Annotated in this window: 19 protein-coding genes and 2 tRNA genes; 12 read left to right on the forward strand and 9 right to left on the reverse strand. The window is 73.9% G+C overall.

The window, feature by feature from the left end; genetic code table 11:
- Positions 1-627 precede the first annotated feature (627 nt).
- The 5 genes from V6V16_RS25190 to V6V16_RS25210 all read left to right on the forward strand — a co-directional run bounded on the left by V6V16_RS25190 (position 628) and on the right by V6V16_RS25210 (position 8,316).
- A complete protein-coding gene (locus tag V6V16_RS25190; protein ID WP_334565908.1) occupies positions 628-3,753 on the forward strand; it encodes a non-ribosomal peptide synthetase in 3,126 nt (1,041 codons plus the stop codon).
- 44 nt (positions 3,754-3,797) lie between these two features.
- Positions 3,798-4,781 carry an aldo/keto reductase gene (locus V6V16_RS25195; protein WP_334565909.1) on the forward strand — a complete coding sequence of 328 codons (984 nt, stop codon included), beginning with the start codon at positions 3,798-3,800 and terminating at the stop codon, positions 4,779-4,781.
- A 58-nt stretch (positions 4,782-4,839) separates the two neighbouring features.
- On the forward strand, positions 4,840-5,577 hold the full coding sequence (locus tag V6V16_RS25200) for a hypothetical protein (RefSeq protein ID WP_334565912.1): 738 nt from the start codon (positions 4,840-4,842) through the stop codon (positions 5,575-5,577).
- Positions 5,574-6,431: a family 3 encapsulin nanocompartment shell protein gene (locus V6V16_RS25205; RefSeq protein ID WP_334565914.1), complete on the forward strand. Its 858-nt coding sequence runs from the start codon at positions 5,574-5,576 to the stop codon at positions 6,429-6,431. The genes V6V16_RS25200 and V6V16_RS25205 overlap by 4 nt, the downstream gene beginning before the upstream one ends.
- A 715-nt stretch (positions 6,432-7,146) precedes the next feature.
- Positions 7,147-8,316, forward strand: a complete 1,170-nt coding sequence (locus V6V16_RS25210) for an MFS transporter (RefSeq protein WP_334565915.1) — start codon at positions 7,147-7,149, stop codon at positions 8,314-8,316.
- A 60-nt stretch (positions 8,317-8,376) separates the two neighbouring features.
- Here V6V16_RS25210 and V6V16_RS25215 read toward each other — a convergent pair whose 3' ends face one another.
- The 7 genes from V6V16_RS25215 to V6V16_RS25245 all read right to left on the reverse strand — a co-directional run bounded on the left by V6V16_RS25215 (position 8,377) and on the right by V6V16_RS25245 (position 16,837).
- Complete coding sequence (locus V6V16_RS25215) at positions 8,377-9,474, reverse strand: NAD(P)/FAD-dependent oxidoreductase (protein ID WP_334565918.1); 1,098 nt, start codon at positions 9,472-9,474, stop codon at positions 8,377-8,379.
- Between the two features lie 130 nt (positions 9,475-9,604).
- Complete coding sequence (locus V6V16_RS25220) at positions 9,605-10,825, reverse strand: S8 family peptidase (protein WP_334565921.1); 1,221 nt, start codon at positions 10,823-10,825, stop codon at positions 9,605-9,607.
- A 112-nt stretch (positions 10,826-10,937) separates the two neighbouring features.
- On the reverse strand, positions 10,938-14,138 hold the full coding sequence (locus V6V16_RS25225; protein WP_334565924.1) for an Hsp70 family protein: 3,201 nt from the start codon (positions 14,136-14,138) through the stop codon (positions 10,938-10,940).
- A 266-nt stretch (positions 14,139-14,404) separates the two neighbouring features.
- Positions 14,405-14,824, reverse strand: coding sequence for an ASCH domain-containing protein (locus tag V6V16_RS25230; protein ID WP_334565926.1), 420 nt, complete (start codon positions 14,822-14,824; stop codon positions 14,405-14,407).
- A 92-nt stretch (positions 14,825-14,916) separates the two neighbouring features.
- Positions 14,917-15,237 carry a CPCC family cysteine-rich protein gene (locus tag V6V16_RS25235; RefSeq protein ID WP_334565928.1) on the reverse strand — a complete coding sequence of 107 codons (321 nt, stop codon included), beginning with the start codon at positions 15,235-15,237 and terminating at the stop codon, positions 14,917-14,919.
- A 42-nt stretch (positions 15,238-15,279) separates the two neighbouring features.
- Positions 15,280-16,425: an RNA polymerase sigma factor gene (locus V6V16_RS25240; RefSeq protein WP_334565931.1), complete on the reverse strand. Its 1,146-nt coding sequence runs from the start codon at positions 16,423-16,425 to the stop codon at positions 15,280-15,282.
- A gap of 4 nt (positions 16,426-16,429) precedes the next feature.
- On the reverse strand, positions 16,430-16,837 hold the full coding sequence (locus V6V16_RS25245; RefSeq protein WP_334565934.1) for a YciI family protein: 408 nt from the start codon (positions 16,835-16,837) through the stop codon (positions 16,430-16,432).
- 162 nt (positions 16,838-16,999) lie between these two features.
- Between V6V16_RS25245 and V6V16_RS25250 the strand changes: the two genes are divergently transcribed.
- A complete protein-coding gene (locus V6V16_RS25250; RefSeq protein WP_334565937.1) occupies positions 17,000-17,629 on the forward strand; it encodes a hypothetical protein in 630 nt (209 codons plus the stop codon).
- 110 nt (positions 17,630-17,739) lie between these two features.
- Here the strand turns inward: V6V16_RS25250 and V6V16_RS25255 are convergent.
- A tRNA-Gly gene (locus V6V16_RS25255) sits at positions 17,740-17,813 on the reverse strand.
- A 188-nt stretch (positions 17,814-18,001) separates the two neighbouring features.
- Here V6V16_RS25255 and V6V16_RS25260 point away from each other — a divergent pair.
- From V6V16_RS25260 to V6V16_RS25285, 6 genes are all read left to right on the forward strand, one after another.
- A tRNA-Pro gene (locus tag V6V16_RS25260) sits at positions 18,002-18,075 on the forward strand.
- A gap of 133 nt (positions 18,076-18,208) precedes the next feature.
- A complete protein-coding gene (tig, locus tag V6V16_RS25265; RefSeq protein ID WP_334565938.1) occupies positions 18,209-19,555 on the forward strand; it encodes a trigger factor in 1,347 nt (448 codons plus the stop codon).
- Positions 19,556-19,724: 169 nt separating this feature from the next.
- The gene (locus V6V16_RS25270; RefSeq protein WP_334565939.1) at positions 19,725-20,366 is read left to right on the forward strand and encodes an ATP-dependent Clp protease proteolytic subunit; all 642 of its coding nucleotides are present in this window, start codon (positions 19,725-19,727) and stop codon (positions 20,364-20,366) included.
- A gap of 10 nt (positions 20,367-20,376) precedes the next feature.
- Positions 20,377-21,039 carry an ATP-dependent Clp protease proteolytic subunit gene (locus tag V6V16_RS25275; protein WP_334565941.1) on the forward strand — a complete coding sequence of 221 codons (663 nt, stop codon included), beginning with the start codon at positions 20,377-20,379 and terminating at the stop codon, positions 21,037-21,039.
- A 218-nt stretch (positions 21,040-21,257) separates the two neighbouring features.
- On the forward strand, positions 21,258-22,553 hold the full coding sequence (gene clpX / locus V6V16_RS25280; RefSeq protein ID WP_334565944.1) for an ATP-dependent Clp protease ATP-binding subunit ClpX: 1,296 nt from the start codon (positions 21,258-21,260) through the stop codon (positions 22,551-22,553).
- Positions 22,554-22,709: 156 nt separating this feature from the next.
- Positions 22,710-23,507 (forward strand): carbon-nitrogen hydrolase family protein, encoded by a 798-nt coding sequence (locus tag V6V16_RS25285; RefSeq protein WP_334565947.1) that lies wholly within the window; start codon positions 22,710-22,712, stop codon positions 23,505-23,507.
- 1 nt (position 23,508) lies between these two features.
- Here V6V16_RS25285 and V6V16_RS25290 read toward each other — a convergent pair whose 3' ends face one another.
- On the reverse strand, positions 23,509-23,736 hold the full coding sequence (locus V6V16_RS25290) for a hypothetical protein (protein WP_334565949.1): 228 nt from the start codon (positions 23,734-23,736) through the stop codon (positions 23,509-23,511).
- Positions 23,737-24,342 lie beyond the last annotated feature (606 nt).

A 24,342-nucleotide genomic window follows, 5' to 3' on the forward strand; every position in this document is an offset into this window, starting at 1 on the left:
GGGCCATGAGCGCCGGGTGAGCTGATCACCGATGACCGCGGTGATCAGCGAGCGGGACACCCGCGACAAACCGCACCGGCTGCGCCGACGGTGAGCCCGCCGTGGGCCCGTCGGCGGCCGGATCGGAACCGCCCTGCGGGGTTCGGCCGGCTCGTCCGGTCCGGCCTCACGTGTGTGCCCGTCCGATTCCTGGCCGCGCGCCATCCGAAGCCGCCGCCGGTCCAGCGGTCCGTGTGTGGCCAGCTACCGTACGTCATCGCACCTGCTCGTCCGCCTGACGGGGGCGCTTCGCCGGCCCCGTCGGCCCGCCTCCGCGCGCGGCCGACGGTCCGGCGTGGAATCTCCGTGTACGCCGGCGTGTGGGCGAAGGCTTCCCTGGTGGGAGCCCCGCTGGCCGGGCGGGCGGCGCGCGGGGAGCCGTTCGGGGGGCGGTCGCCACTTGCGAGTGACAGAAATCGATGTAGCAGAAAGTTGCATATTCCCTCCCTTCGGTCGGGCCTCTAGTGTCCATGACCAGCAGCCAGGGCATCGACCGGTGCCGATAAACACCCTTGCTGTGCGTCGGGTCGGATTCGTCCCGTCCGCGGCGTGACCACAGGCCGGGCGAGCTCGGGGACAGGAGGCGTGATGAGGGCGGGCGACACCGGATCCGCGGCGGCGGTTCCTGTCTCCGACGGACCCACCTGCCGGTGCACCGCCACCGCTCCGGCGGCCGCCGGGACGCCGTACGACGACCGGCCCTTCCTCGCCGTGCCCGGCATGGTCGAAGAGCGCGTCGACCGGCACCCGCACCGCCGGGCGGTGTCGTTCCGGGGCCGCTCGCTGACCTACCGCGAACTCGACGACCTGGCCAACGGCGTCGCCGCCGCCCTGGCCGGGCGGGGCGTCCGGCGGGGCGACCTGGTGCCCGTCCTGCTCGCCGACGGGCTCGAACTGCCCGTCGTCGACCTGGCGCTGATGAAGCTCGGCGCGGCCTTCGTACCCGTCGATCCCGGCTGGCCGGCGGACCGGCTGCGCGCCTCGCTGCGGGTGGTCCGGCCCCGGCTCGCGGTGGTACGCGGCTCCGGCCCGCGTCCCGACACCGCCGGCGTCCCCTGCCTGCCCGTCGACCTCGACGAGATCACCCCGACCCGCCGCCGGCCCGGCGTGCCGATCGGCCCGGCCGACCTGATATACGGAATCTTCACCTCGGGCACCACCGGCACCCCGAAGTGCGCGCTGAACCGGCACGACGGGATCGCCAACCGGCTGCGGTTCATGACCCGCCACTTCGCCGCGACCGGCGACGAGGTGGTGCTCCAGAACAGCCGGCACACCTTCGACTCGTCGGTGTGGCAGATGTTCTGGCCGCTGACCACCGGTGGCCGCGCGGTGGTGCCGGTCGAGGGCGGGTTCCTCGACGTCGAGCGGACCGTCCGGACCATCGCCGACGAGGCCGTCACGATGACCGACTTCGTGCCGAGCGTGCTCGGCGCGCTGGTCTCGGTCCTGGACCGGGACCCGGCCGCCCGCCGCGCCGTCGCGTCGCTGCGCAACGTGATCGTCGGCGGCGAGGAGATCGACCCGTGGGCGGTGCACCGCCTCGTCGAGCTGGTGCCGGGGGTGGCGGTCACCAACGGCTACGGCCCCACCGAGGCGTCGATCGGCATGATCTTCCACACCGTCGCCCGGTCCGACGGCGACGTCATTCCCATCGGCCGGCCGATCGACAACTGCTACGCCGCCGTGGTGGACGCCGAGCTGCGGCCCCTGCCGCCCGGGGAGACCGGCGAGATCGTCATCGGCGGCGTGTGCCTGGGCGAGGGGTACGTCGGCGACCCCGCCCGCACCGCCGAGGTGTTCGTGCCCAACCCGCTGCCCGACATCCCGGGCCCGCGGCTCTACCGCACCGGCGACCTCGGCCGGATCGCCCCCGACGGCCGGCTGCACTTCGCCGGCCGCCGCGACCACCAGCTCAAGGTCAACGGCGTGCGGATCGAGGCCGGCGAGATCGAGACCGCCGCCACCCGGCTGGCCGGCGTACGGCAGGCGAAGGTCCTGCTCGCCCGCGAGCACCGGGGCAAGTCGCTGGCCCTCTTCCTCGCCGCCGAGACCGAGGTGACGGAGCCGCAGGTGCGGGAGCACCTGCGGCGGCTGCTGCCCCGGACCCACCTGCCCCGGCACGTCGTCGTGCGCGACGCGCTGCCGCTGACCGAGAACGGCAAGGTCGACCGGCAGGCGCTGGAGGCCTGGCTGGACCGTACGCTCGCCGACCGGACACGCCCGTCGGCCGCGCCCGCCGAGGCGCGGACCCTGCCCGACCGGGTGCTGGGGGTGTTCCGGACGGTCCTCGGCCGGCCCGACCTCGCCCCCGACACCGACTTCCTCGACGCCGGGGGCGACTCGCTCCAGGCCCTCGACGCGGTCACCGTCCTCGGCGCGGACCAGAGCCTCCGCGTCGGCGTGCAGGACCTGTTCACCCACCGCAGCGCCGCCCGGCTCGCCCGCGCGCTCGCGGTACGGCTGCGCGCGGCCGACCCCGCCGAAACCGAGGACGAGCTGGTGGAGCGGGACGCGAAGGTCCCGGCCGACCTGCCCGTACGTCCCGTCGGCCGGCGCCGGGCGCCGCGTACGGTCCTGGTCACCGGGGCCACCGGATTCGTCGGCGCGCGCCTGGTGCACGAGCTGCTCGCCACCACCGACGTCCGGGTGCTCTGCCTGGCCCGCGCGGCCGACGACGCCGAGGCCACCGCCCGCGTCGTGCGCGCGCTGGCCGAGCGGGGCCTGTGGCGCCCCGGCCACGGCCTGCGCCTGCACGGGTACGCGGCCGACCTCGGCCGCCCGGCCCTCGGCCTGACCCCGCAGGCGTGGGACCGGCTGGTCCACGACTGCGACCTCGTGCTGCACGCCGGGGCGCTGGTCAACTTCCTGTTCGACTACCGGGCCCACCGCGCGGCGAACGTCCTCGGCACCGCCGAGCTGCTCCGGCTCTGCCTGACGGGCCGACCGAAGCCGCTGCACCACGTCTCCACCCTGGGCGTCCTCGACAGCGAGGCCGCCCGCCATCCGCAGCCGCTGCCCGAGACGTACGACCCGGCCCTCGCCGTCCCGCCGACGAGCGGCTACAGCCGGTCGAAGTGGGTGGCGGAGCGGTACCTCGACGAGGCCCGGCGGCGGGGCGCGACCATCACGGTGCTGCGCCTCGGCGAGGTGATGCCGGCGGGCGACGACGGCCACCCCAACCCCCGGGCCCTGACCCACCTGCTGCTGGCGGCCTGCCACCGGCTGCGGATGCGCCCCGAAGCGCCCGTGCGCTCCGACTGGACGCCGGTGGACTGGGCCGCCCGGCGGATCGTCGCCACCGTGGTCGACCCGCGCCAGTGGGGCGGCACGCTGCACGTCCTGCACCCGGTGAGCGTCGACTTCACCGACCTGCCGCTGGCCGGCGCGGAGGCCCTGCCCCGGGTGAGCTGCGGACGGTTCCTGGCCGGGCTGCGGGAGGCGGCGGGCGGGGGCGACCGTGACGCCGCCGTGCTGCTGGCCCTCTTCCCGGCCGGCGCGGGCGCCGACGAGGAGCGGCTGCGGAGGGTGTTCGCGACGCTGCTCACCGACAACCCCCGGCTGTTCCGGCGCGACGGCTGCGCCGAGCTGGAGCGACGTCGAGGTTTCACCGACCGCCGGCTCGGCCCGTCGGTCGGCGCCTACCGCGCCTGGCTGGGCGAGCACGAGGGGCACGAGAGCGGCCGGCTGCTGCTGCCGGCGGGACCAGGGTGAACGGCCGCGCGTGACGCGGCGACCGGCACGGATGAGGGAGTGCAATGCGATACCGCAGGATGGGTCGGCTCGGCTGGCAGGTCAGCGAGGTCGGGTACGGGATGTGGGGCATCGGCGGTGGACCCGGCGGCTTCACCGGCTGGGACTACGACGCCGCGCCGGGCTGCCTGGACGAGGCGGTGGAACGGGGCTGCAACTTCTTCGACACCGCCTGGGTCTACGGGCGGGGCGTCAGTGAGCAGCTCCTCGGCGGCCTGGTGCGCCGGCACCCGGACCGCCGGCTGTACCTGGCCACCAAGATCCCGCCGAAGAACCGCGAGTGGCCGCCCGGCCCCCAGGACAGCCTGGACGACGTCTTCCCGGCCGAGCACATCCGCGAGTTCACCCACCGCAGCCTCGAGAACCTCGGCGTGGACCGGATCGACCTGCTCCAGTTCCACGTCTGGGAGGACCGGTGGGCCGCCGACGGCCGCTGGCAGGAGGCCGTCGCGGACCTCAAGCGGGAGGGCGTGGTCGACGGCATCGGGATCAGCGTCAACCGGTGGGAGCCGACGAACTGCCACGCCGCCCTCGACACCGGCCTGATCGACGTCGTGCAGGTCATCTACAACATCTTCGACCAGGCGCCGGAGGACGAGCTGTTCCCGCGCGCGCAGCGCGACGACATCGCGATCATCGCCCGGGTGCCGTTCGACGAGGGGACGCTGACCGGCACGCTGACCGCCGACAGCACCTGGCCGGAGGAGGACTGGCGCAGCACGTACTTCGGGCCGGAGAACCTGCTGCCCAGCGTGGAGCGCGCCGAGCGGCTGGCCGCCGACGTGCCGGCGGGGATGACCATGCCGGAGCTGGCGCTGCGGTTCATCCTGCACCACCCGGCGGTGAGCACGGTGATCCCGGGTATGCGCCGGGTCGAGCACGTGCGCGCCAACCTGGCCGTCAGCGACGGCGTACCGCTGGACGCCGGGCTGCTGGAGACGCTGCGCGGCCACCGGTGGGACCGCAAGCCCACGGCGTGGTCGCAGTGAGCGCGGCCCGCCACGGGTCCGCGCCGGGGTGGCGGGCGAGGCGGTACGGGAGGCCGGCATGCCGGTGATCGCCATGTGGGCGCATCCCCGGGCGCTCTCCACCGCGTTCCTGCGCATGATGATCGCCCGCGGTGACGTCACCGTCGTCCACGAGCCGCTGGTCACCCTCGTCGACGAGGGGCACGTGGAGCTGCCCGCCGCCGACGGGGGCACGGTCACCGTAACCGACCCCGCCGAGGTGGCCGCGCACCTGAACGCGCTCGGCCGGGACCGGACGGTCTTCGTCAAGGACACCCTGGAGTACCGGTACCGGCACCTGTTCGACCGTCCCGAGGCGATCGCGGACGTCACGCACACCTTCATCGTCCGCGACCCGGCCCGCACGATCAGCTCGCACTACGCGATCAAGCCGACGGTGACCTGCCCGGAGATCGGCTACGAGCACCAGTGGGAGCTGTTCGACCTGGTCAGCCGGACCGCGCACCGGCCGCCGGTGGTGATCCGGGCCGAGGACCTGCTGCGGCACCCGGGGGCGACGGTGTCGGCCTGGTGCGAGGCCGTGGGGCTGCCGTTCCGGCCGGAGGCGCTGAACTGGGCGCCGGGGGAGCGGGCCGAGTGGCGGCGCACCCGCAAGTGGCACCTCGACGTCGAACGCACCTCGGGCTTCTCGCCGGTCGAGAAGTCCTTCGAGGTGACCGTCGCCAACAACGACACCCTGCGGTCGTACCACGACCACCACCAGCCCTTCTACCAGCGGCTGATCCGGCACGCCATCTCCATCGGGGAGGACTCATGACCACCACCGCCGCGCCGCCCGCGACCGCGTCGTCGACGCTGTCGCCCGGCGAGCTGTTCGCCCGCGCGTACGCCGACGATCCCGCCGGCGCCGAGGTGCGCTTCGACTACACCATCACGGACGCCTTCCAGCCGACCAAGGAGCGGCCCCGGGTGACCGTGCGCAACCTGTTCCGCAAGCGGTCGGTCGGCATGGAGCCGGTCCGGTTCTGGTGCGAGTCCCGGCCCGACGCCGGGGAGGCGGCGGCGGTGCACGAGTCGGGCCTGCGCCGCGAGGCCGCCTTCCGGTTCGGCACCGCCTCCGCCGGGGTGCACCCGATCCGCGCCTGGGTGCGCATCCCCGAGGAGCTCGCCGACGACCCGGAGGCGCTGGCCGTCTTCGTCGACTACCGGCTGCTCGTCCGCCTCGCCACGGCCGAGAACCAGGCGCTGACCATCGGCGAGGGCGGCCTGCTGCGGCACCCGGAGATCGGGCGGCTGCCGTACCGGCACGACTGGCTCAGCGGCCTGCTCGCCGCCTGCGACGAGATCGAGCAGACCGGCGCCACGCCGCACGCGATGATCGTCAATCCGAGGGACTACTACACCCACCTGCTCGGGCGCGGCGCCCTGCTGGCCGACCTGGCCCGCAACGGCGTACAGATCAGCCGGACCCGGATGGTGGCCCCGGGGGAGGCGGTGGTGGGCGACTTCGCGATGGCGGCGCGGCTGCTGGACGCCGGGTGCTCCGCGATCCGCGTCGGCACTCCGCCGCCCGGAACCTTCGCCACCGAGGGGCCGGCCGTCTGCGCCGAGATCCACGAGGGGCTGGCCGTGCACCTGCCGACCCACTTCTTCCACGTCGTACCGGCCTGACCCCTGTCCTGGCGGGTGGCCGGCCGCCGCCGGCGCCTCCCGCGAGGCGGTGGGCGACCTGATCGCTCGTGCTCGGGATGCGGGCGTCGGCTCCTCGACGGCGCGGGTGGGCGCGGTCGGCCCCGGACGGGTGGGCCCGTTCCGGCAGGACCTGGAGCGGGCGGGTCCGGGGCCGGCCGAGTCCGCAGCGGTTGATCCGGACGCGGTCGAGGTCCGTGGTGAACGGACGCCGCCGGCGGCGGAACCATCGACACGGGTCCGCCACGTGGCGTGGTTCGCGGGCACCGGTCCCCGCCGCCGCGACGTTTCCCGGAACTTCTCGACGCGACGTACCGCGGGGCCCGTCGGGCCGGCAACGCCGCAGCCGGCACCCGTCAACTCACGATTGGCAAAACCCGGGTCCAACCCCGACACTGGACGGACGAGCAGAGACTCCTCCGGCTCTGCACCACCCCCGGGACGCGACCTCGATGATCTGTCGTTCGGCCCACCCGCACGGCCTTGCCCGCGACGACTCCGCAGGCGGCAGCGGGTGCAGGTGCCGCCACTGGATGTCGCTCAGGTCGTGCCGCGCCGCCGCCAGGTCTCCGGTCCTCAGGTCCGCCTGGTCGCGCGGCCGCCCACCGGAAACCTCCTTGGGTCATCGATCCCCGCCCCGCCGTGACCACACCCGGCCGACACCCACTCACGGAACGCGCCCTAGGAGCGGCACCGCATGACCACCATCGGTGGGAAACTCTCGTTCTACCGGCCCATCGCGCCGCTCTTCGCCGCCATCTTCCTCTGCCTGCTCGGGGTGGGCGCCTCCCTGGCGGTGCTGCCGTTCTACGTCCTCGACGAGCTGGACGGCAACCGGGTCGAGGTGGGCGTCGTGATCGCCGCCATCGCGGTCTCGGCGGTGATCGCCCGGCCCATCGCCGGCCGGCTCGGTGACCGGCACGGGTACCGGACGGTGATGCTGGCCGGGGCGGCGCTCTGCGCGGCGGCCGGCGCGGCGTACCTGCTCGCCGGCAACGTCGGCGTGCTGCTCGGCGTCCGGGTCCTGCACGGGGTGGGCGAGGCGGCCGTCTACACCGCCGGCGCGGCCTGGCTGGTGGCGCTCGCGCCGGCCGACCGGCGGGGCCGGGTCGTCGGCCTGTACGGCGTGTACATGTGGCTGGGCATCACGCTCGGGGCACTGCTCGGGGCGGTGCTGCTGCGCGCCTCCGGCTATCCCGCGGTGTGGCTGTTCGCGGTCCTGGCGGCGGCCGCCGGGGCCGCGCTCGTCGCCGCCCGCCCCGGGCCCCGGCAGGCGGCCCCGACGGGGCGCTCCGGCATCCTGCCGCGCAGCACCGTGGCGCCCGGCGTCGCGCTCTCCCTGGCCGGGTTCGGCTACGCCGCGCTGGCCGCGTTCGTGGCCCTGCACATGGCCGAGCGGGGCGTCGAGAACGGCATCGCCGCGTTCAACGCGTTCGGCTTCACGTACGTCGGGGTCCGGCTCTTCGTCGGCGGCCTGCCCGACCGGCTCGGCGCCGGCCGGGTGGCGGTCGGTTCGGCCCTGGTGGAGGCGGTCGGGCTGCTGCTCGTGGCCCTCGCGCCGAACCTGCTGGTCGCGGTCCTGGGCGGGCTGGTGATCGGCGCCGGGCTCTCGCTGCTCTTCCCGGCGCTGGCCCTGTTGGTGATCAACCGGACGGATCCGGCGCGCCAGGGGGCGGCGCTCGGCGCGTTCACCTCGTTCTGGGACATCGGCCTGGTCGGCGGGGCGCCGCTGGCCGGGCTGGTCGCCAGCGCGGCCGGCTACCCGGCGGTCTTCCAGGTGATGTTGGTGGCGGCGCTGGTCTCGGCGGGCATCTCGGCGTGGACGATGCTGCCCCGCCGCTCGTCGCTCGGGCAACGCTCCGGTTGACCCCGCCGGCGGTCGCTGCCACGCACGGCGCGGGTGCTCCGGCTCGGGCCGACGGTGGGGTCAGGTGAAGCGGGCCGGCGACAGCGGGGCGGGGTCGACGGGGGGCGGTGCGCCGACCGCCAGCGCGGCGAGCAGCGCGCCCGCCGCAGGCGAGGTCTGTACGCCGTAGCCGCCGAGCCCCGCCAGCCAGAGGAAGCCCGGCGCGTCCGGTGCCGGGCCGATCACCGGCACGTCGTCCGGGGCCGCGGTCCGCAGCCCCGCCCAGGCCCGGTGCACCCGGCGGATCTCCAGGGTGGTCGCCTCCTGCACGCGCTCGGCGCCGATCGCCACGTCGAGGTCGTCGGGGCGGGCGTCGCCGGGCTGGCTCGGGGTGGCGTCGGCGGGGGAGACCAGCAGGCGCCCCGACTCCGGCTTGAAGTAGAAGGTGTCGCCCACGTCGCCGACCATCGGCCAGTCCGCGGCCGGGACGCCGGGGGGCGCGTCCACCAGGAAGGCGGTGCGCCGCAGCGGGACCAGCCCCAGCGGTCGTACGCCGGCCGCGGCGGCGACCTCGTCGGCCCAGGCGCCCGCCGCGTTGACCACGACCCGGGCGGTGAACTCGCCGGCGTCCGTGCCCACCCGCCAGCCACGGCCCTCGCGCCGCAGCCGGCTCACCCGGGCGCCGCAGACCACCCGGCCGCCGGCCGCCCGGATACCGCGCAGGTAGCCCTGGTGCAGCGCGGCGACGTCGAGGTCCCGGACGGCGGGCTTCACCATCGCCCGCCGGCACCACTGCGGCCGCACGACGGGGCAGTACCGGGGCAGGTCGGCGAGGTCGATCTCCCTGGCCGGCGGGTCCACCTCGGAGCCGGCGCGCAGCGCCGCCTCGAAGGCGTCCTCCCCGCCGGGCGGGCAGAGGGCGAGCGCGCGGCGCGGCGTGAGCAGCGGGTGCTCGGCGAAGCCCGGCGGAGGCGTGTTGAGGAAGGCCCGGCTGGCCCGGGTCAGCGCGCGCACCGCCGGCCCGCCGTAGTACTCGGAGAAGACCGCGGCGGAGCGGCCGGTGGAGTGCTGGCCGGGAACGCCCTCCATCTCCGCCAGCACCACGCTGCCGTACGCGCCGAGCTGGTGCCCCGCGCTGGCGCCCGCGATGCCGCCACCGATGACCAGATAATCGATCATCGACTGAACGGTAGTCGGGTGGCCCCGGCGGGGGCAATGGTCGACAGGGATCGATCTTTCGACGGACCCTGGTCCGGCCGTGCCGCGAACCCCGGCGCCCGGCCGGCTGACCGGGCGCCGGGCGCGCGGGTCAGGGCCCGCAGTAGAGCAGCCGGTTCACCGTGCCGCCCACCACGCCCGAGACGACGCCGGTGGTCGCCCGGCCGGTCAGGTAGGCCGCCACCTGGGCGGGGCTCCAGGTCGGGTTGGCCGAGAGGGCGAGCGCGGCGCAGCCCGCGACGTGCGCGGCGGCCATCGAGCCCCCGCTGATGGTGTTGACCGCCGTGTCGCCGGTGTGCCAGGTGGAGGTGATGTTGGCGCCGGGGGCGTACAGGTCCAGGCAGCTGCCGTGGTTGCCGCTCGGCATCCGGGCGTCGGTGCTGGTGGTGCCGGCCACGGTCAGCGCCGCCGGCACCCGGGCGGGCGAGTAGTTGCAGGCGTTGGCGTTCGAGCTGCCCGCCGTCACGGCGTAGGTGATGCCCGAGGCGATCGAGTTGTTCACCGCGTTGTCCAGCGCCGTGCTGGCGCCGCCGCCCAGGGCCAGCAGCGCCACCGCCGGGCGCACCGCGTTCGCGGTGACCCAGTCGACGCCCGCGATCACCTGGGAGAAGGTGCCGCTGCCGGCGCAGTTGAGCACCCGCACCGGCCGCAGCCGGATCTCCTTGGCCACCCCGTGCAGGGTGCCGCCGATGGTGCCGGCGAGGTGCGTGCCGTGGCCGTTGCAGTCGTCCGCCGGACCGCCGTCGACCAGGTCGACGCCCCCGCCGGCCCGCACGCCGAAGTCGACGTGCGTGCTGCGCACCCCCGTGTCGATGACGTACGCGTGCACGTTGTGGGCGGTGTTCGGATAGGCGTACCGGCCGTTGAGCGGCAGGTAGCGTTGGTCGATGCGGTCCAGGCCCCAGGACGGGGGGTTGAGCTGCACGCCCGGCCCGACGAGGGTCGTCACCCGGTCCCGTTCCACGTACGCCACGGCCGGGTCGGCGGCGAGCCGGCGGGCCGCCCGCTCCGGCAGGTGCGCGACGAAGCCGCTGAGCGCGTGCGCGTAGACGGGGCCGAGGGTGGCGCCGTAGCGGTCGGCGAGCCGGTCGGCGACGCCCGTCACGGTGTTCCGCCGGTCGCCGGCGGCGCCCAGGGCGTCGCCGGCGAGCACGACGACGTATCCGTCGGCCGTCGCGGCCGGGTGGTCGGCGTGCAGGATCGCGCCGCCGGGGGACGCGTCCGCGGGAGCGCCCATCGTGGCGAGCACCGTGGCGGCGGTGAGTACGCCCACCGCGCGGGCCCTCCATCGCCGGGTACGGGGAAGTGTCATCTGCCGGTCCTCCTCCTGTCGACCCGCGCCGGCTCGTGACCGGGCGCGGGACAGCCTGGCCGTTGAGAGGAGGCTATCGGCTATATAGATCGATCTGAATGTCGGCTTCCGGCTAGTCCTCGGCGAAGCGGTAGAGCACGAAGCCGTACGCGGACTCCGGCTGGTCGCCGTCCCTGCCCGCGCCGCAGACGACCACGCTGGTGTTCCACGAACACGTGTCGCCGCGTACGTCCGCCAACTGGCCCATCTCGGTCACGTCGCCGGAGCCGACCGACGCGCCGGCGACGCTGCTGTCGTCCTCGATCGAGCTGGGCGCGTCGGCGAAGAGGAGCAGGTTGCCCGCGTCCAGCCGGACCGCCACCCCGCCGCGGTCCCGCAGCGCGGCGCGGCCCTCCCGGTCGAAGAGCGTGCCGGCCGGATCCGGGGTGGTGCGGCGGGCGAGCAGGTGCTCGCCGAGCGGCACCAGCCGGGTCGCCTTCGGCGCCTTCCAGCGGGTCGGCTTCCCCTCCTCGGCCGCCGTCACCACCTCGGCCGAGTCCTCGTCGCCGCCGGCGACCTCCAGCAGGCAGGCCCGGTGCTCGCCGCAGGGCACCAGCGCCTTCGGCCGGCGCCGGTCGTCCTCGGCGGTGTACAGCACCTTCGGCTGGGCGTCGTTGGTCAGCTCGTACGCGAGCAGCTGGTAGCCGGCGTCGTCGCGGGCCACGTAGAGGCGGTCCTCGTGGGCCACCACCAGGTCGTCGCTGTCGGCCACCCCGGCCCGGGTGCGGACGATCCGGCCCGTGCCCATGTCGATCAGCCGGACGGACCGGTCCGCCCCCACCTGCACGACCTGCCGGACCTCGCCGAGCCACGGGTCGCGCGGGGACCCGTCGAGGAAGGCCGGCCCGCCCAGCGCCGCGTCGGTGGTGACCGGGTGGACGCTCGTGCGGGTGTCGTCGTACTGGTCGCGCGGGTTGGGCTGGTCCCAGATCTCGCCACCGTCGCTGAGGCGCAGCCCGACCAGCCGTCTGCCGGCGCGGTCGACCCGCACGGCGACGTCCTCGCCGAAGAGGACGTCGTCGTTGCCCAGGAGCGGCCGCCGCCACCGCTGGTCGCCGGAGGCGCCGTCGAGCAGCGTCAGGTCCCGGGGCGTGTCGTCGCCGATCGCGTCGGCGAAGACCGCGACGGCGCCGGGCAGCGCGACGATCCGCTCCCACCGCTCGGCGGACGTCTCCGTCTGCCGCCGCCACCTCTCCGCGCCGGTGCCGGCGTCGACGGCCACCACCTCCAGCCGCCCGTCGGGGAGCGGATGTGCGAGGTAGGCGCGGTCGCCGAGGACCGCGGTGAACATGTCCGCCGGTCGCTGGGTGCCGGCCGGCACCCGCTTCACCAGCTCGACGGCGGTGCGGAACTCCAGGGCGGGATAGCGGTCCCGGGTCAGGTAGAGCACTGCCGCGGTTCCCACGCCGGCGAGGGCGAGCACGGCGGCGAGTGAGATCCACAGCGCCCGGCGCCGGGGGAGCGCGGGGCCGGTCCGGCCGCCGCCGGGCGGGGGCGACACCGGCGAGCCGGAGACGGGTACGCCCGGCCACGCCCCCTGCGGCCCCGGTCCGGCGGGCCCGCCCCCGGGTACGCCCGGAGCCCGCCCGACGGGGTCGACCGGGGCGCCGCCGTGCCCGGCCGACCTGGCGGCCGGTGCCGTCGGGCCCGGCGCCCCCCCAGGTAAGAACGGCGCGGGGCCCCCGGCGGCCGGTGCCCACGGTGCCGCGAACGGCGCCGCCGCCGCGGCGGCCGTCCCCGGCGGTGCGAACGGCGTCGCGCCGGCGGCCGGGAGGCCGGGGGAGGCCGGCGACGCGGCGGGCACGGTCGGGGCGGTCGACGGGTCGCCGACCATGGTCGGCGTCAGGCCGGCGGGGAGGGCCGGCGTGACGCCCTCCGGGCCGGCCACGACGGTCGGCGCGGGCCCCGCGCCGGCGGGCACGGCCGGCGCGCCCCCGGGCCCGGCGGACCCGTGCGGCGGTGGGCCGGCGGACCCGGGGCGCCCGTCGTGGCCGAAGCTCCCGGGACCCGGCTGTCCGGTCTCCAGGGGATCCTGCTGCCCCGCCGCCTCGGGCGCGGCCTCTGCCTGTGCGGCTACGGGTTGCGGCGCGGCGGGTTGCGCGGGCGCGGCGAAGGCGCTGGCGGCCCGGGCGCGCCGGGGCAGGGGCAGGTCGGTCAGCGCCCCCTCGGCCACCGGCAGCTCCGGCTGCTCCAGCACGGTCGGGGCGACGCCCAGTTCGGCGTGCAACAGCCGGGCCACCATCGGCATCCGGGTGGCGCCGCCGACCAGGAACAGGCCCGTGAGCTGCTGCGGATGGAGCCCTGCGGCGCCGATCACCTCGCGGGTCACCTCGACCGCCCGGCCCAGCAGCGGCGCGGCCACCCGCTCCAGGTCGTCCCGGGTGAGCGTGAGCACCGCCTCCACCCCGGGCACGGCCACCGGCGCGGCCGTGGCCCGCGACAGCATCTCCCTGGCGCCCCGCACGTTCTCCCAGAGCTCGTGCCGCTCCCGCCACTGCGTCGCGGACCCGGGGTGGGTCAGCCGCTGCCACCGCGCCGGGTGCTCGGCCCCGACCAGCTCGCCGACCCGGCCCAGCAGGGCCACGTCCAGGTCCAGGCCGCCGAGGTCGTCGGCGCCGCCCGCGGCGACGACGGAGAACCCGGAGTCGCCCCACGGATCGGCGCCCTCGTTGCCCAGCACCGCGACGTCCAGCGTGCCGGCGCCGAGGTCGAAGACCGCGATCGTCCCGCCGACGGGCACCGGCCGGCGCAGCACCTGGGTGTAGTAGCGGGCGGCGGCCACCGGCTCGCGCAGCAGCCGGGTGCCCGGCGGCGTGGGGCCGGAGAGGGTGTGCTCGGCCGCCGACGGCCAGCCCGCCGCCGCCAGGGCGTCGGAGAGCACCTGACGCCGGGCCGCGTCCCAGGTCGCCGGGCAGGTGAGCACCGCCGGCGGCAGGAACCCGACCGCCTCGACGGCCGAGCGGGCCACCGCGTGCAGCGTCGCGGCCAGCAACTCGGCCGGCGGGTAGCGGCGGTCGCCGAGCGGCACGGCGCTCTCGTCGATGCGCCGCTTCGGGTTCGCCTCGTACCGGCCCGGATCGGTCCGGGCCAGGCGCTGGGCGTCCCGGCCGGTGTGCAGCAGCCCGTCGGTGTCGGCGTACACGCCGGAGGGGACGATCGGCTGCCCGTCCACCAGCAGCGGGCGGGTGTGCCCGTCGGGCCGGCGCAGCACGGCGACGGTGTGGGACGTGCCGAGGTCCACGCCGAGGGCGTACCCCTCGTGCTGGCCTGCCATCTGCCGTTACCTCCGCGCGGGACGAGGGGATGCCCGGCCCGCATCGTACGCAGCGGCCGCACCGCCCCCGATCTCGCCCTGACGCTCGAGCAGGTCGTCGACGCGCCCCTCCCGGGACGCGACGAAGAAGGCCTGGACCATGCCGCTGCCGGGCCCGGTCGGTCTCCGGCGCCGGGCCCGCCCCGCGCTCGCCGGCGGGCCCGGCGGGCGGTGCGCGCGGCGACACCAGCCGCACGCCCGGCCGGCGGTCGCGTGCGGGCAGGCGCTCAGGCCGGGTGCACGAGCCGGAAGCGCTCAGTCAGCACCAGGGTGTCGTCGTCGACCGTGAAGCCGGGGTCGCCCAGCTCCGCGCGCACCTCGGGGCTGTGCCAGAACCTCTCGTGCCCGGCCCGCCACTGCGCCACCGACTCGTCCCCCTCGCCCTCGTCCAGGGCGTGCCGCAGGTCGACGTCGCCGAGCCGGAGCACGCGCACCTCGGTCGTCTCGATCACCGCCACCCGCCGGCCCGCGGAGTCGAGCACCGCCGACCGCTGCCCGACCTCGGGCAACGGCTCGTTCGTCCGCTCGTAGCCGAGCACCAGGCTGGACGTCGCGGTCTTCGCGCCGGAGAGGATGGCCGCGACCAGCCTTTCCCGCAGCGGCCCCGGGAAGGCGAACTCCGCCACCGGAAGATCATCAAGTTCCACGCCCGGAAGGGTACCCGCGTCCCGAGGACGGTCCGCGCGTCGACAGGCGCCGTCAGGGCGGCCGGCTCGGGTTGCGGCACGGGCGCGCTGGTTCAGCGGCCGTCGCAGGGCTCGCCGGGCGGACGCTCCTCGGGCCGGGGCGGCCGTACGTGCCTCAGGTCCCTGGGATCGGCCGCTCCACAGGCGGCGTAGTTGCGGCGCGCGTCGAGCAGGCTCAGGCTCCGGTTCGGCCCGCCGCGTACCCGGCCGGCGTCATGCTCGTCCTGACCGTCGTCCTCCCAGAAGCAGACGTCGCAGATCTCGAAGGCGCCCCGCTCGCCCAGCGTCAGGTGACCGCAGCACGGGCAGGCGTACGGGCCGTCCTCCGCCCCCAGGCTCACGCTGACGAACGGCTCTCCGGCAACACGTTCCACGACGCGCAGCCTCGCACACCCGCCAACGGTCACCTCACGGCGTCAGGGGCCCCGGCGGGCGTTGAGGCGGGCGGCCTGGCGCGTCAGGTGGTCGCGCTCGGCGAGGTTGGGCGCCTTGTGGGCGGCCTCGGCGTACAGCCGGGCCGCCGTGCCCGGGTCGCCGTCGCGTTCGTGGAGGTACGCCGCCACCGCCGCGTGGCGGGGCAGCGAGTCGTCCAGCCCCGCGAGCGCCGCCAGGCCGGCGCGCGCCCCGTCGGCCTCGCCGACGGCCACCGCGCGGTTGAGCCGGACGACCGGGCTGTCCGTCAGGCGGGTGAGTTCGTCGTACCACTCGACGATCTGCACCCAGTCGGTCTCCTGCGCGGTGGGCGCGTCGGCGTGCAGTGCCGCGACGGCGGCCTGGGCCTGGAACTCGCCCAGCCGGTCGCGGGCGAGGGCCGCCTGCAGGATCTCGACGCCCTCGGCGATCGACGCGGTGTCCCACCGGCTCCGATCCTGCTCGGCGAGCGGCACCAACCTGCCGCCGGGCGCGCACCGGGAGGCGCGGCGGGCGTGGTGCAGCAGCATCAGGGCCAGCAACCCCGCCACCTCCGGGTGGTCGATCGCGGCCGCGAGCTGCCGGGTGAGCCGGATGGCCTCGGCGGCGAGGTCGACGTCGCCGGAGTAGCCCTCGTTGAAGACCAGGTAGAGGACGCGCAGCACGGTGGCGACGTCGCCGGGCTGGTCGAGACGTACGCCGGAGACGGTGCGCTTGGCCCGGCTGATGCGCTGCGCCATGGTCGCCTCGGGCACCAGGTAGGCCTGGGCGATCTGGCGGGTGGTCAGCCCGCCGACGGCGCGCAGCGTGAGGGCGACCGCCGACGACGGGCTCAGCGACGGATGGGCGCACAGGAAGTAGAGCTGGAGCGTGTCGTCCACCGTGGGAGCGGGCCCGGGTGCCGGCTCCTCGTCGACGAGGTCCTCGCGCCGGCGCCGGGCGGCGTCGGCCCGGGTCGCGTCGAGGAACCGACGCCAGGCGACGGTGACCAGCCAGCCCTTCGGGTCCCGCGGCGGCTCGGCCGGCCAGGTGCGGACCGCCTCGACCAGCGCGTCCTGCACGGCGTCCTCGGCCGCCGCGAAGTCGACTCCGCGGCGGCCGAGGACGCCGAGCACGCTCGGGGTGAGGCTCCGGAGCAGTGCCTCGTCCATCAGGTCACTCCGTGATGGTGGGCGGCGCCGTCAGGAAGGGGCGCAACTCGAGCCACTCGTGGATCGGCTTCCCGCCCGCCCCCGGGGCGGCCGACAGCTCCCCGGCCAGCTCCACGGCGCGCTCGTAGCTGTCGACGTCGATCACCATCCAGCCGGCGATGAGGTCCTTGGTCTCGGCGAACGGGCCGTCGGTGACCGGCGGGCGCCCCGCACCGTCGTACCGGACGAACGTCCCCTCGGGGGCGAGCGCCTGACCGTCGACGTACTCGCCGGTGCCTTCGAGCCGCGTCGCGAAGTCGTGCATGTACTTCATGTGGGCCGAGATCTCCTCCGGCGTCCACTGGTCCATCGGCACGTCGTTGACCGCGGCCGGAGCGCCGCGGTAGTGCTTGAGCAGCAGGTACTTGGCCATCGTGTTTCTCCTCGGTGCTGGTTGCGACCCATCTTCGTCGCGTTCACCCCGGGGACGGAGCCGACCACGGGTTCTCGACATCGTCGTCGAGATTCTTTTCCCGGCACTTCGGTGTCAGGACCTGCCTGACACTTCCTGCTGCGGTAACGGATCATGAGAAGCATGGCCGTGTCCCAGCCCCCCGCCCCCGACGCTCTTGCCGAGGCTGTCCGGCAGGAGTTGATCGCGGCCGGCCTGCCCGTGCTGCCTCGGCAACCTCGTGAGGCATCCCACTGCACCGGCGTGTCCGTCGAAGGCTCCGAACATGGTCCCGGGGTGTGGATCGGTTGGGTCGTCAGCGACGTCCTGCGCGAAGCGGCCCTCATGGCCCTCGAAGCGGGCGCCTACCGGCACGGCGGCTCGGAGACGCACCCCGCCATCCGGCATTCCTCGACGGTCAGGTTCGCGATGACGGCGGCGATTGCGGAGATCCTCGAAGCGGCCGGCTACCGGGTGGAAAGGGACGCCGACGACTATCGGCCGGGCGGGTTGCTGGTGCTGGAGCAGCGCTCCGGGCCCACCTGGCGTGACCCGGTAGGTCCACCGCTCGCCGGGTCGGGTGGACACATGCCTGGCGTGCGGGTGCGGCTGACCGACGGTGTCCACGGCGAGTCCGTCACCAGAGTGGTGGGAGCCAGGCACACCACATCGCTGGACGAGCCGCCAGCCGCCTATCTCGTCGAGCACCCGCATGGGACTGGCGAGTTCCAGGTGCCCGCGACGGCGATCGAGCTGGCCTACGAGGACGACTAGAGCGCACCCCCGTCGCGGCCGGGTGTTCCATCTCCACCCAGGACGTTCCACCCACCGAACGAGAACGGCCCAGGCTCGGCGACAACGCCGCTGACCTGGGCCGGAGTTCGTGGAGCGGGCGACGGGAATCGAACCCGCACCGTCAGTTTGGAAGACTGAAGCTCTGCCATTGAGCTACGCCCGCGTGCGCCTCGTCGAGCGGGGCGCACGCACAGCGTACCCAATGATCCGCGTGCCCCGCGCGGCCGTATGCCGCGGTGGTCGCGACGGGAGGTGCCGGAGGGGCGCATGTCCGGTTGGTCCCCCTTCGGCGCGTTGGGTGACGCCCCGGGACTGCCGGCGGCCCGCGACCGCATAGACTGCTCGTCGCCACGGGGTGTGGCGCAGCTTGGTAGCGCACTCGCTTTGGGAGCGAGGGGCCGTGGGTTCAAATCCCGCCACCCCGACTGTCGTCCGCGGCCGGTCGCCGGGGTCGCCCTCCGCGGTCCCGGCCCCTGCCGGCACGCCGGGCCGGCTCGCCTACACTCGATGGGCTTATCACGCCCAGACTAAAACCGAGATCCGTCAAGGAGTACGCCTGTGAAGAGCACCGTCGAGACTCTGAGCCCGACGCGCGTGCGGCTCGCCATCGAGGTGCCGTTCGTCGAGCTCGAGCCGAGCCTCAGGAAGGCGTACCGGGAGATCGGGCAGCAGGTCCAGGTGCCCGGCTTCCGCAAGGGCAAGGTTCCGGCGGCCGTGATCGACCAGCGGGTCGGCCGGGGCACCGTCCTCAACGAGGCGGTGCAGGAGGCCATCCCGCAGAACATCCTCGCCGCCGTCCGCGAGCACGACCTGAAGACGCTCGGCCGCCCCGAGGTCGAGATCACCGAGTTCAACGACGGTGACTCGCTGAACTTCACCGCCGAGGTCGACGTCCGCCCGGAGATCACCCTGCCGGACCCGGCCACCATCGAGGTGACCGTCGACGAGCTCCAGATCGACGACAGCGAGATCGACGAGCAGGTGAAGAGCCTGCGCGAGCGGTTCGCCACCCTGAAGACCGTCGAGCGGGCCGCCCAGGAGGGCGACTACGTCCAGATCGACCTGAACGCGACCGTCGACGGCGAGGACGTGCCGGGCGGATCCGCGAGCAACATCTCCCACGAGGTCGGCAGCAAGCAGCTCCTCCCGGGCCTGGACGAGGCCGTCGTCGGCCTGGCCGCCGGCGAGGACACCACCTTCACCACCCAGCTCGTCGGCGGCGACTTCGCCGGCCGCGACGCCGATGTGGCGGTGACCGTCCGCACGGTCAAGGAGAAGGAGCTGCCGGAGCTCAACGACGAGTTCGCCCAGATGGCGAGCGAGTTCGACACCATCGAGGAGCTCCGCGGCGACCTGCGCGAGCGGGTCGCCCGGGGCAAGCGGGTCGAGCAGATCTACGCCGCCCGGGACAAGGCGCTGGAGCAGATGGTGGCCGCCGCCGAGGTGCCGGCGCCGGAGGGCGTCATCCGCGAGGAGGTCGAGAACCGCAAGCAGGCGATGGTCGACCAGCTGGAGCGGATCGGCGCCTCCCTGGAGGAGTACCTCGCGGCCGAGGAGAAGACCGAGGAGCAGATCGACGCCGAGCTGACCGAGGCGGCGACCGAGGGCGTCAAGATCCAACTGCTGCTGGACACCCTCGCCGACGCCGAGGACGTGCAGGTCTCCGACGACGAGTTCGGTCACGAGATCGTGCACCGGGCCCAGCGCGCCGGGATGGCTCCGCAGCAGTACTACGACCAGCTGGTCCGCTCGGGCGCGGCCGGTGCCGTCTTCGGTGACGTGCGGCGGGGCAAGGCCCTGGCCTCGGTCATGGAGCGCATCAAGATCAAGGACTCGGCGGGCGCCGAGGTGACCCTCGACGCGCTGCGCGCCGAGGGCGAGGCCGAGCACGACCACGAGCACTGATCGTCGGGGACGGCCGCCGTCCGCCGCCTGCGGTGGACGGCGGCCGATTCCCTTTTCGGGTACGCCCCGGCGGTGCTGCGCTGATAGCGAACACTGCCCGGACCGGCGCTCTGCCATCCGGCTGAGCGGTTAGTGTCGGGTAGGACGGTACGGAGAGCGAAGGGCTGCCATGACCGACATGCACATCCAAGCGAAGCCGCTCCGGGCGATCGATGCCCGCGGTGGCGACACCATTGGCAACCTCGACGACTCGGTCTACAACCGCTTGCTCAAGGAACGCATCATCTTCCTGGGCAGCGAGGTGACCGACCAGGTCGCCAACCGCATCTGCGCGCAGCTGCTGCTGCTCGCCGCGGAGGACCCGGACCGCGACATCAACCTCTGGATCAACTCGCCGGGCGGTTCGGTCTACTCCGGCATGGCGATCTACGACACCATGCAGTTCATCGACAACGACGTCTCGACCGTGGCGATGGGCATGGCGGCGTCCATGGGTCAGCTGCTGCTCTGCGCCGGCACCAAGGGCAAGCGCTACGCCCTGCCGCACGCGCGGATCATGATGCACCAGCCCTCCGGCGGCCTGGGCGGCACCGCGTCCGACATCGCCATCCAGGCGGAGCAGATGCTCTACACCAAGCGGATGTTCCAGGAGCGGGTCGCGCACCACACCGGTCAGAGCCAGGAGCAGATCGAGGCGGATTCCGACCGCGACCGTTGGTTCACCGCCCAGGAGGCCCTGGACTACGGCTTCATCGACAAGGTGATCATCGGGGCCGCCCAGGTTCCGGATGGCGCCGGGACCCTGAGCTGAGGAGCTGACGATGACCGACCTGAGCCTGCCGCCCCAGTTCGCGGCCGTGCACAACCGCTACGTCCTGCCGTCGTTCGTCGAGCGCACGTCGTACGGGGTCAAGGAGTCCAACCCCTACAACAAGCTCTTCGAGGACCGGATCATCTTCCTCGGCGTCCAGGTCGACGACGCGTCGGCCAACGACGTGATGGCGCAGCTGCTGACGCTCGAGGGCACCGACCCGGACCGCGACATCATCATGTACATCAACTCGCCCGGCGGTTCGTTCACCGCCATGACGGCGATCTACGACACCATGCAGTACGTCCGGCCGGACATCCAGACGGTCTGCCTCGGCCAGGCCGCCAGCGCGGCGGCGGTGCTGCTGTCGGCGGGCACCCCGGGCAAGCGGATGGCGCTGCCGAACTCGCGGATCATCATCCACCAGCCGGCCACCGAGGGCGGCTACGGGCAGGGCTCGGACATCGAGATCCAGGCCCGGGAGATCCTGCGGATGCGGACCCAGCTCGAGGAGATGCTCTCCCGGCACTGCAACCGGCCGATCGAGAAGGTTCGCAAGGACATCGACCGTGACAAGATCATGACGGCCGAGGAGTCCAAGGAGTACGGGCTGGTGGACACCATCCTCACCAGCCGCAAGAAGGGCCTGCTGGCGGCCAACGCCGCCAGCTGAACAGCTCGGGTCGCGGTCGGCCGGGAGTCCGCTCCCGGCCGACCGTCTGACACACCCGTTTTGGGGGTCGGAGAAACCTCCGCCAGCGGGTAACGTCGGGTTGTGCCGCTCTCCACCGGTTCTTCCGGCGGGGGCACGAGCGGGGTGAACGAGGCGGGCGCTTCCACGTCCGCAGGCGAGGGCCGGGTCTCCGGTCGACGAGTGCAGGGAGAACGTAGGTGGCACGGATCGGTGACGGCGGCGACCTACTGAAATGCTCCTTCTGCGGCAAGTCGCAGAAGCAGGTCAAGAAGCTCATCGCGGGCCCCGGGGTCTACATCTGCGACGAGTGCATCGATCTCTGCAACGAGATCATCGAGGAGGAGCTGGCCGAGTCCGGCGAGGTGAAGTGGGAAGAGCTTCCCAAGCCGATGGAGATCTGCCAGTTCCTCGACAACTACGTCGTCGGGCAGGACCAGGCCAAGAAGGCGCTCGCCGTCGCGGTCTACAACCACTACAAGCGGATCCAGGCCGAGGCGGCCGGCGCGCCGGGCTCCGGCAGCGACGCCGTCGAGCTGGCCAAGTCCAACATCCTGCTGCTCGGCCCGACGGGGTGCGGCAAGACCCACCTGGCGCAGACCCTCGCCCGGATGCTGAACGTCCCGTTCGCCATCGCCGACGCCACCGCGCTCACGGAGGCCGGTTACGTCGGCGAGGACGTGGAGAACATCCTCCTCAAGCTGATCCAGGCCGCGGACTACGACATCAAGCGCGCCGAGACGGGCATCATCTACATCGACGAGGTCGACAAGATCGCCCGCAAGTCGGAGAATCCGTCGATCACCCGGGACGTCTCCGGCGAGGGGGTCCAGCAGGCGCTGCTCAAGATGCTGGAAGGCACGGTGGCGAATGTGCCGCCGCAGGGCGGCCGCAAGCACCCGCACCAGGAGTTCATCCAGATCGACACCACCAACGTGCTGTTCATCTGCGGTGGTGCCTTCGCGGGGCTCGACCAGATCATCGAGTCCCGCACCGGCCACGGCGGCACGGGCTTCGGCGCCCGGCTCCGTTCGGTCTCCGAGCGGTCGACCGACGACATCTTCAGCCAGGTCATGCCGGAGGACATGCTGAAGTTCGGGCTGATCCCCGAGTTCATCGGCCGGCTCCCGGTGATCACCAACGTGCGCAGCCTCGACCGACTCGCCCTGGTACGCATCCTCACCGAGCCGCGCAACGCGCTGGTCCGGCAGTACCAGCGCCTCTTCGAGCTCGACGGCGTCGAGCTGGAGTTCGAGCCGCCGGCCCTGGAGGCGATCGCCGACCAGGCGATGCTGCGTGGCACCGGCGCCCGGGGCCTGCGCGCGATCATGGAGGAGGTCCTGCTCTCCGTGATGTACGAGGTGCCGAGCAACCCCGACGCCGCCCGGGTGCTGATCACCCGAGAGGTGGTCCTGGAGAACGTCAACCCGACGATCGTGCCCCGCGAGTTCACGGGCCGGCGCGCCCGGCGGGACCGCGAGGAGAAGTCGGCCTGATCCATCCGTCGCCGCGCCCGTCCGCTCAGGCCGGGCGCGGCGTCGTGTCCGGGGTGGGCTCGGCGTCCCGTCGGCGCGGCGACCGCGCTGGGCCTCGCCGTCCCGCCTCTCCTCCGGCGCTGTCGCCGGGCGCGCTCCGGTCGTACGCTGACTCCCATGCGCGTCGCCGTCTGTCAGCTCAACTCCCGGGACGACCGTAAGGCCAACCTCCTGGCTGCGGAGGCCGTGCTGGAACGCGCCGCCGCCGCCGGCGCGGACCTCGCGCTGTTGCCGGAGTGCGTCGACTACCTCGGCCCCGCCGCCGGCCTTCCCGAACCGGAGCCCGTCGACGGCGAGGTCGGGCAGTTCTTCGCCGGCGTGGCACGGCGACTGGGCATCTGGCTGATCGCGGGGTCGATCCACGAACGCGGCCCGGACCCCGCCCGCACCTGGAACACCTCCCTGGTCTTCGACCGCTCCGGCACGCTCGCCGCCAGCTACCGCAAGATCCACCTGTACGACGTGGAGATTCCCGGCCGGGTCTCCTACCTGGAGTCGGCCACGTTCGCCGCGGGGGACCAGCCGGTGGTCGTCGACGTCGAGGGCCTCCGGGTGGGCCTGTCGATCTGCTACGACCTCCGCTTCCCGGAGCTCTACCGGCGGCTCGTCATCGACGGCGGCGCCCAGTTGCTCGTGGTGCCGGCAGCCTTCACCCTCTACACCGGGCGGGACCACTGGGAGGTGCTGCTGCGCGCGCGGGCGATCGAGAACCAGTGCTTCGTCGCCGCGGCGGGCCAGATCGGCGAGCACGACCCGGGCCGCACCTGTTACGGGCGCAGCATGGTGGTCGACCCGTGGGGCACGGTGCTCACCCAGGTGCCCGACGGACCGGGGCTGGCCGTCGCCGACCTCGACCTGGCGCGGTTGCGCACCATCCGTGCCGAGCTGCCGAGCCTGGCGAACCGCCGCCTGTAGCTCACCCCTGCAGCAGTACGCCCACCACGGCGAAGCCGGCGATCGCGGCAGCCGTCACCAGGAGTGCCGTCGTCATCCGGGACCGCCCCCTGCGGGCCAGCCGAGCCACCGAGACCAGGACGACGAAGACCACGAAGGCACCGATGATCAGCTGCCAGAACGGCAGCAGCAGTCCGGTCAGCGCGTCCTCGGCGAGCACGGTCACCCGGGTGCGCGGGAGGTCAGCCATGACAGACACTCTGGCACGCCGGGGCCGCCCGCGGACCCCGCGCCGCCATCACGGATGCGCGACGACCTCCCGATCTCGACCGGTCGGCCCGCGGAGCCGGGCTTCCGCGTGCCGGCGCGTCGGACACACTTCGGGCGACGACGTCCGTCGATTTGCCTTCTCCGGTCGGTCAGCGTAACTTTCTCTCTGCACGCGGGAGGCCGGACAAACCGGCCGACAACGGGCACCAGGCTCGTGGCGGAGACGCCGAGCGAGACTGAGGATTCGGGTGGTGCGGGACCGGCCCCACAGGGGGTTGCGAACGCGAGACCGGCCGGGTAGAGTTTCGGAGCCGGCAGGAGCCGGGCGGATGGCCACGGAGTGGCGATCGGCCGGTCTGCGGCTTCCCACGAAAGCAACGACCGCCGGGTACGGCGTGCGTCAACGTGGGTCCGGACCGCCCCTCTTGATCACCTCGGAAACGAGGTTGACGGCGGGGGTCGAACCGAGTAAGGTAGAGGAGTTGCCCCGAGCAGCCTCCCAGACGACTGGGGAGACCTGAATCGGTGTGTGGTTGTTCTTTGAGAACTCAACAGGGTGCTTGATAAGCCAGTGCCAAATTGATTT

It is taken from the genome of Micromonospora sp. CPCC 205561 (assembly GCF_036906775.1).
GTDB lineage: Bacteria > Actinomycetota > Actinomycetes > Mycobacteriales > Micromonosporaceae > Micromonospora.

Coding starts and splice junctions, on each gene's coding strand:
- V6V16_RS25275 (WP_334565941.1), top strand. CDS start 20,377: ATGACCGACCTGAGCCTGCCGCCCCAGTTCGCGGCCGTGCACAACCGC.
- V6V16_RS25195 (WP_334565909.1), top strand. CDS start 3,798: ATGCGATACCGCAGGATGGGTCGGCTCGGCTGGCAGGTCAGCGAGGTC.
- V6V16_RS25245 (WP_334565934.1), bottom strand. CDS start 16,837: ATGGCCAAGTACCTGCTGCTCAAGCACTACCGCGGCGCTCCGGCCGCG.
- V6V16_RS25210 (WP_334565915.1), top strand. CDS start 7,147: ATGACCACCATCGGTGGGAAACTCTCGTTCTACCGGCCCATCGCGCCG.
- V6V16_RS25205 (WP_334565914.1), top strand. CDS start 5,574: ATGACCACCACCGCCGCGCCGCCCGCGACCGCGTCGTCGACGCTGTCG.
- V6V16_RS25290 (WP_334565949.1), bottom strand. CDS start 23,736: ATGGCTGACCTCCCGCGCACCCGGGTGACCGTGCTCGCCGAGGACGCG.
- V6V16_RS25270 (WP_334565939.1), top strand. CDS start 19,725: ATGACCGACATGCACATCCAAGCGAAGCCGCTCCGGGCGATCGATGCC.
- V6V16_RS25225 (WP_334565924.1), bottom strand. CDS start 14,138: ATGGCAGGCCAGCACGAGGGGTACGCCCTCGGCGTGGACCTCGGCACG.
- V6V16_RS25285 (WP_334565947.1), top strand. CDS start 22,710: ATGCGCGTCGCCGTCTGTCAGCTCAACTCCCGGGACGACCGTAAGGCC.
- V6V16_RS25200 (WP_334565912.1), top strand. CDS start 4,840: ATGCCGGTGATCGCCATGTGGGCGCATCCCCGGGCGCTCTCCACCGCG.
- V6V16_RS25250 (WP_334565937.1), top strand. CDS start 17,000: ATGGCCGTGTCCCAGCCCCCCGCCCCCGACGCTCTTGCCGAGGCTGTC.
- V6V16_RS25220 (WP_334565921.1), bottom strand. CDS start 10,825: ATGACACTTCCCCGTACCCGGCGATGGAGGGCCCGCGCGGTGGGCGTA.
- V6V16_RS25240 (WP_334565931.1), bottom strand. CDS start 16,425: ATGGACGAGGCACTGCTCCGGAGCCTCACCCCGAGCGTGCTCGGCGTC.
- V6V16_RS25215 (WP_334565918.1), bottom strand. CDS start 9,474: ATGATCGATTATCTGGTCATCGGTGGCGGCATCGCGGGCGCCAGCGCG.
- V6V16_RS25190 (WP_334565908.1), top strand. CDS start 628: ATGAGGGCGGGCGACACCGGATCCGCGGCGGCGGTTCCTGTCTCCGAC.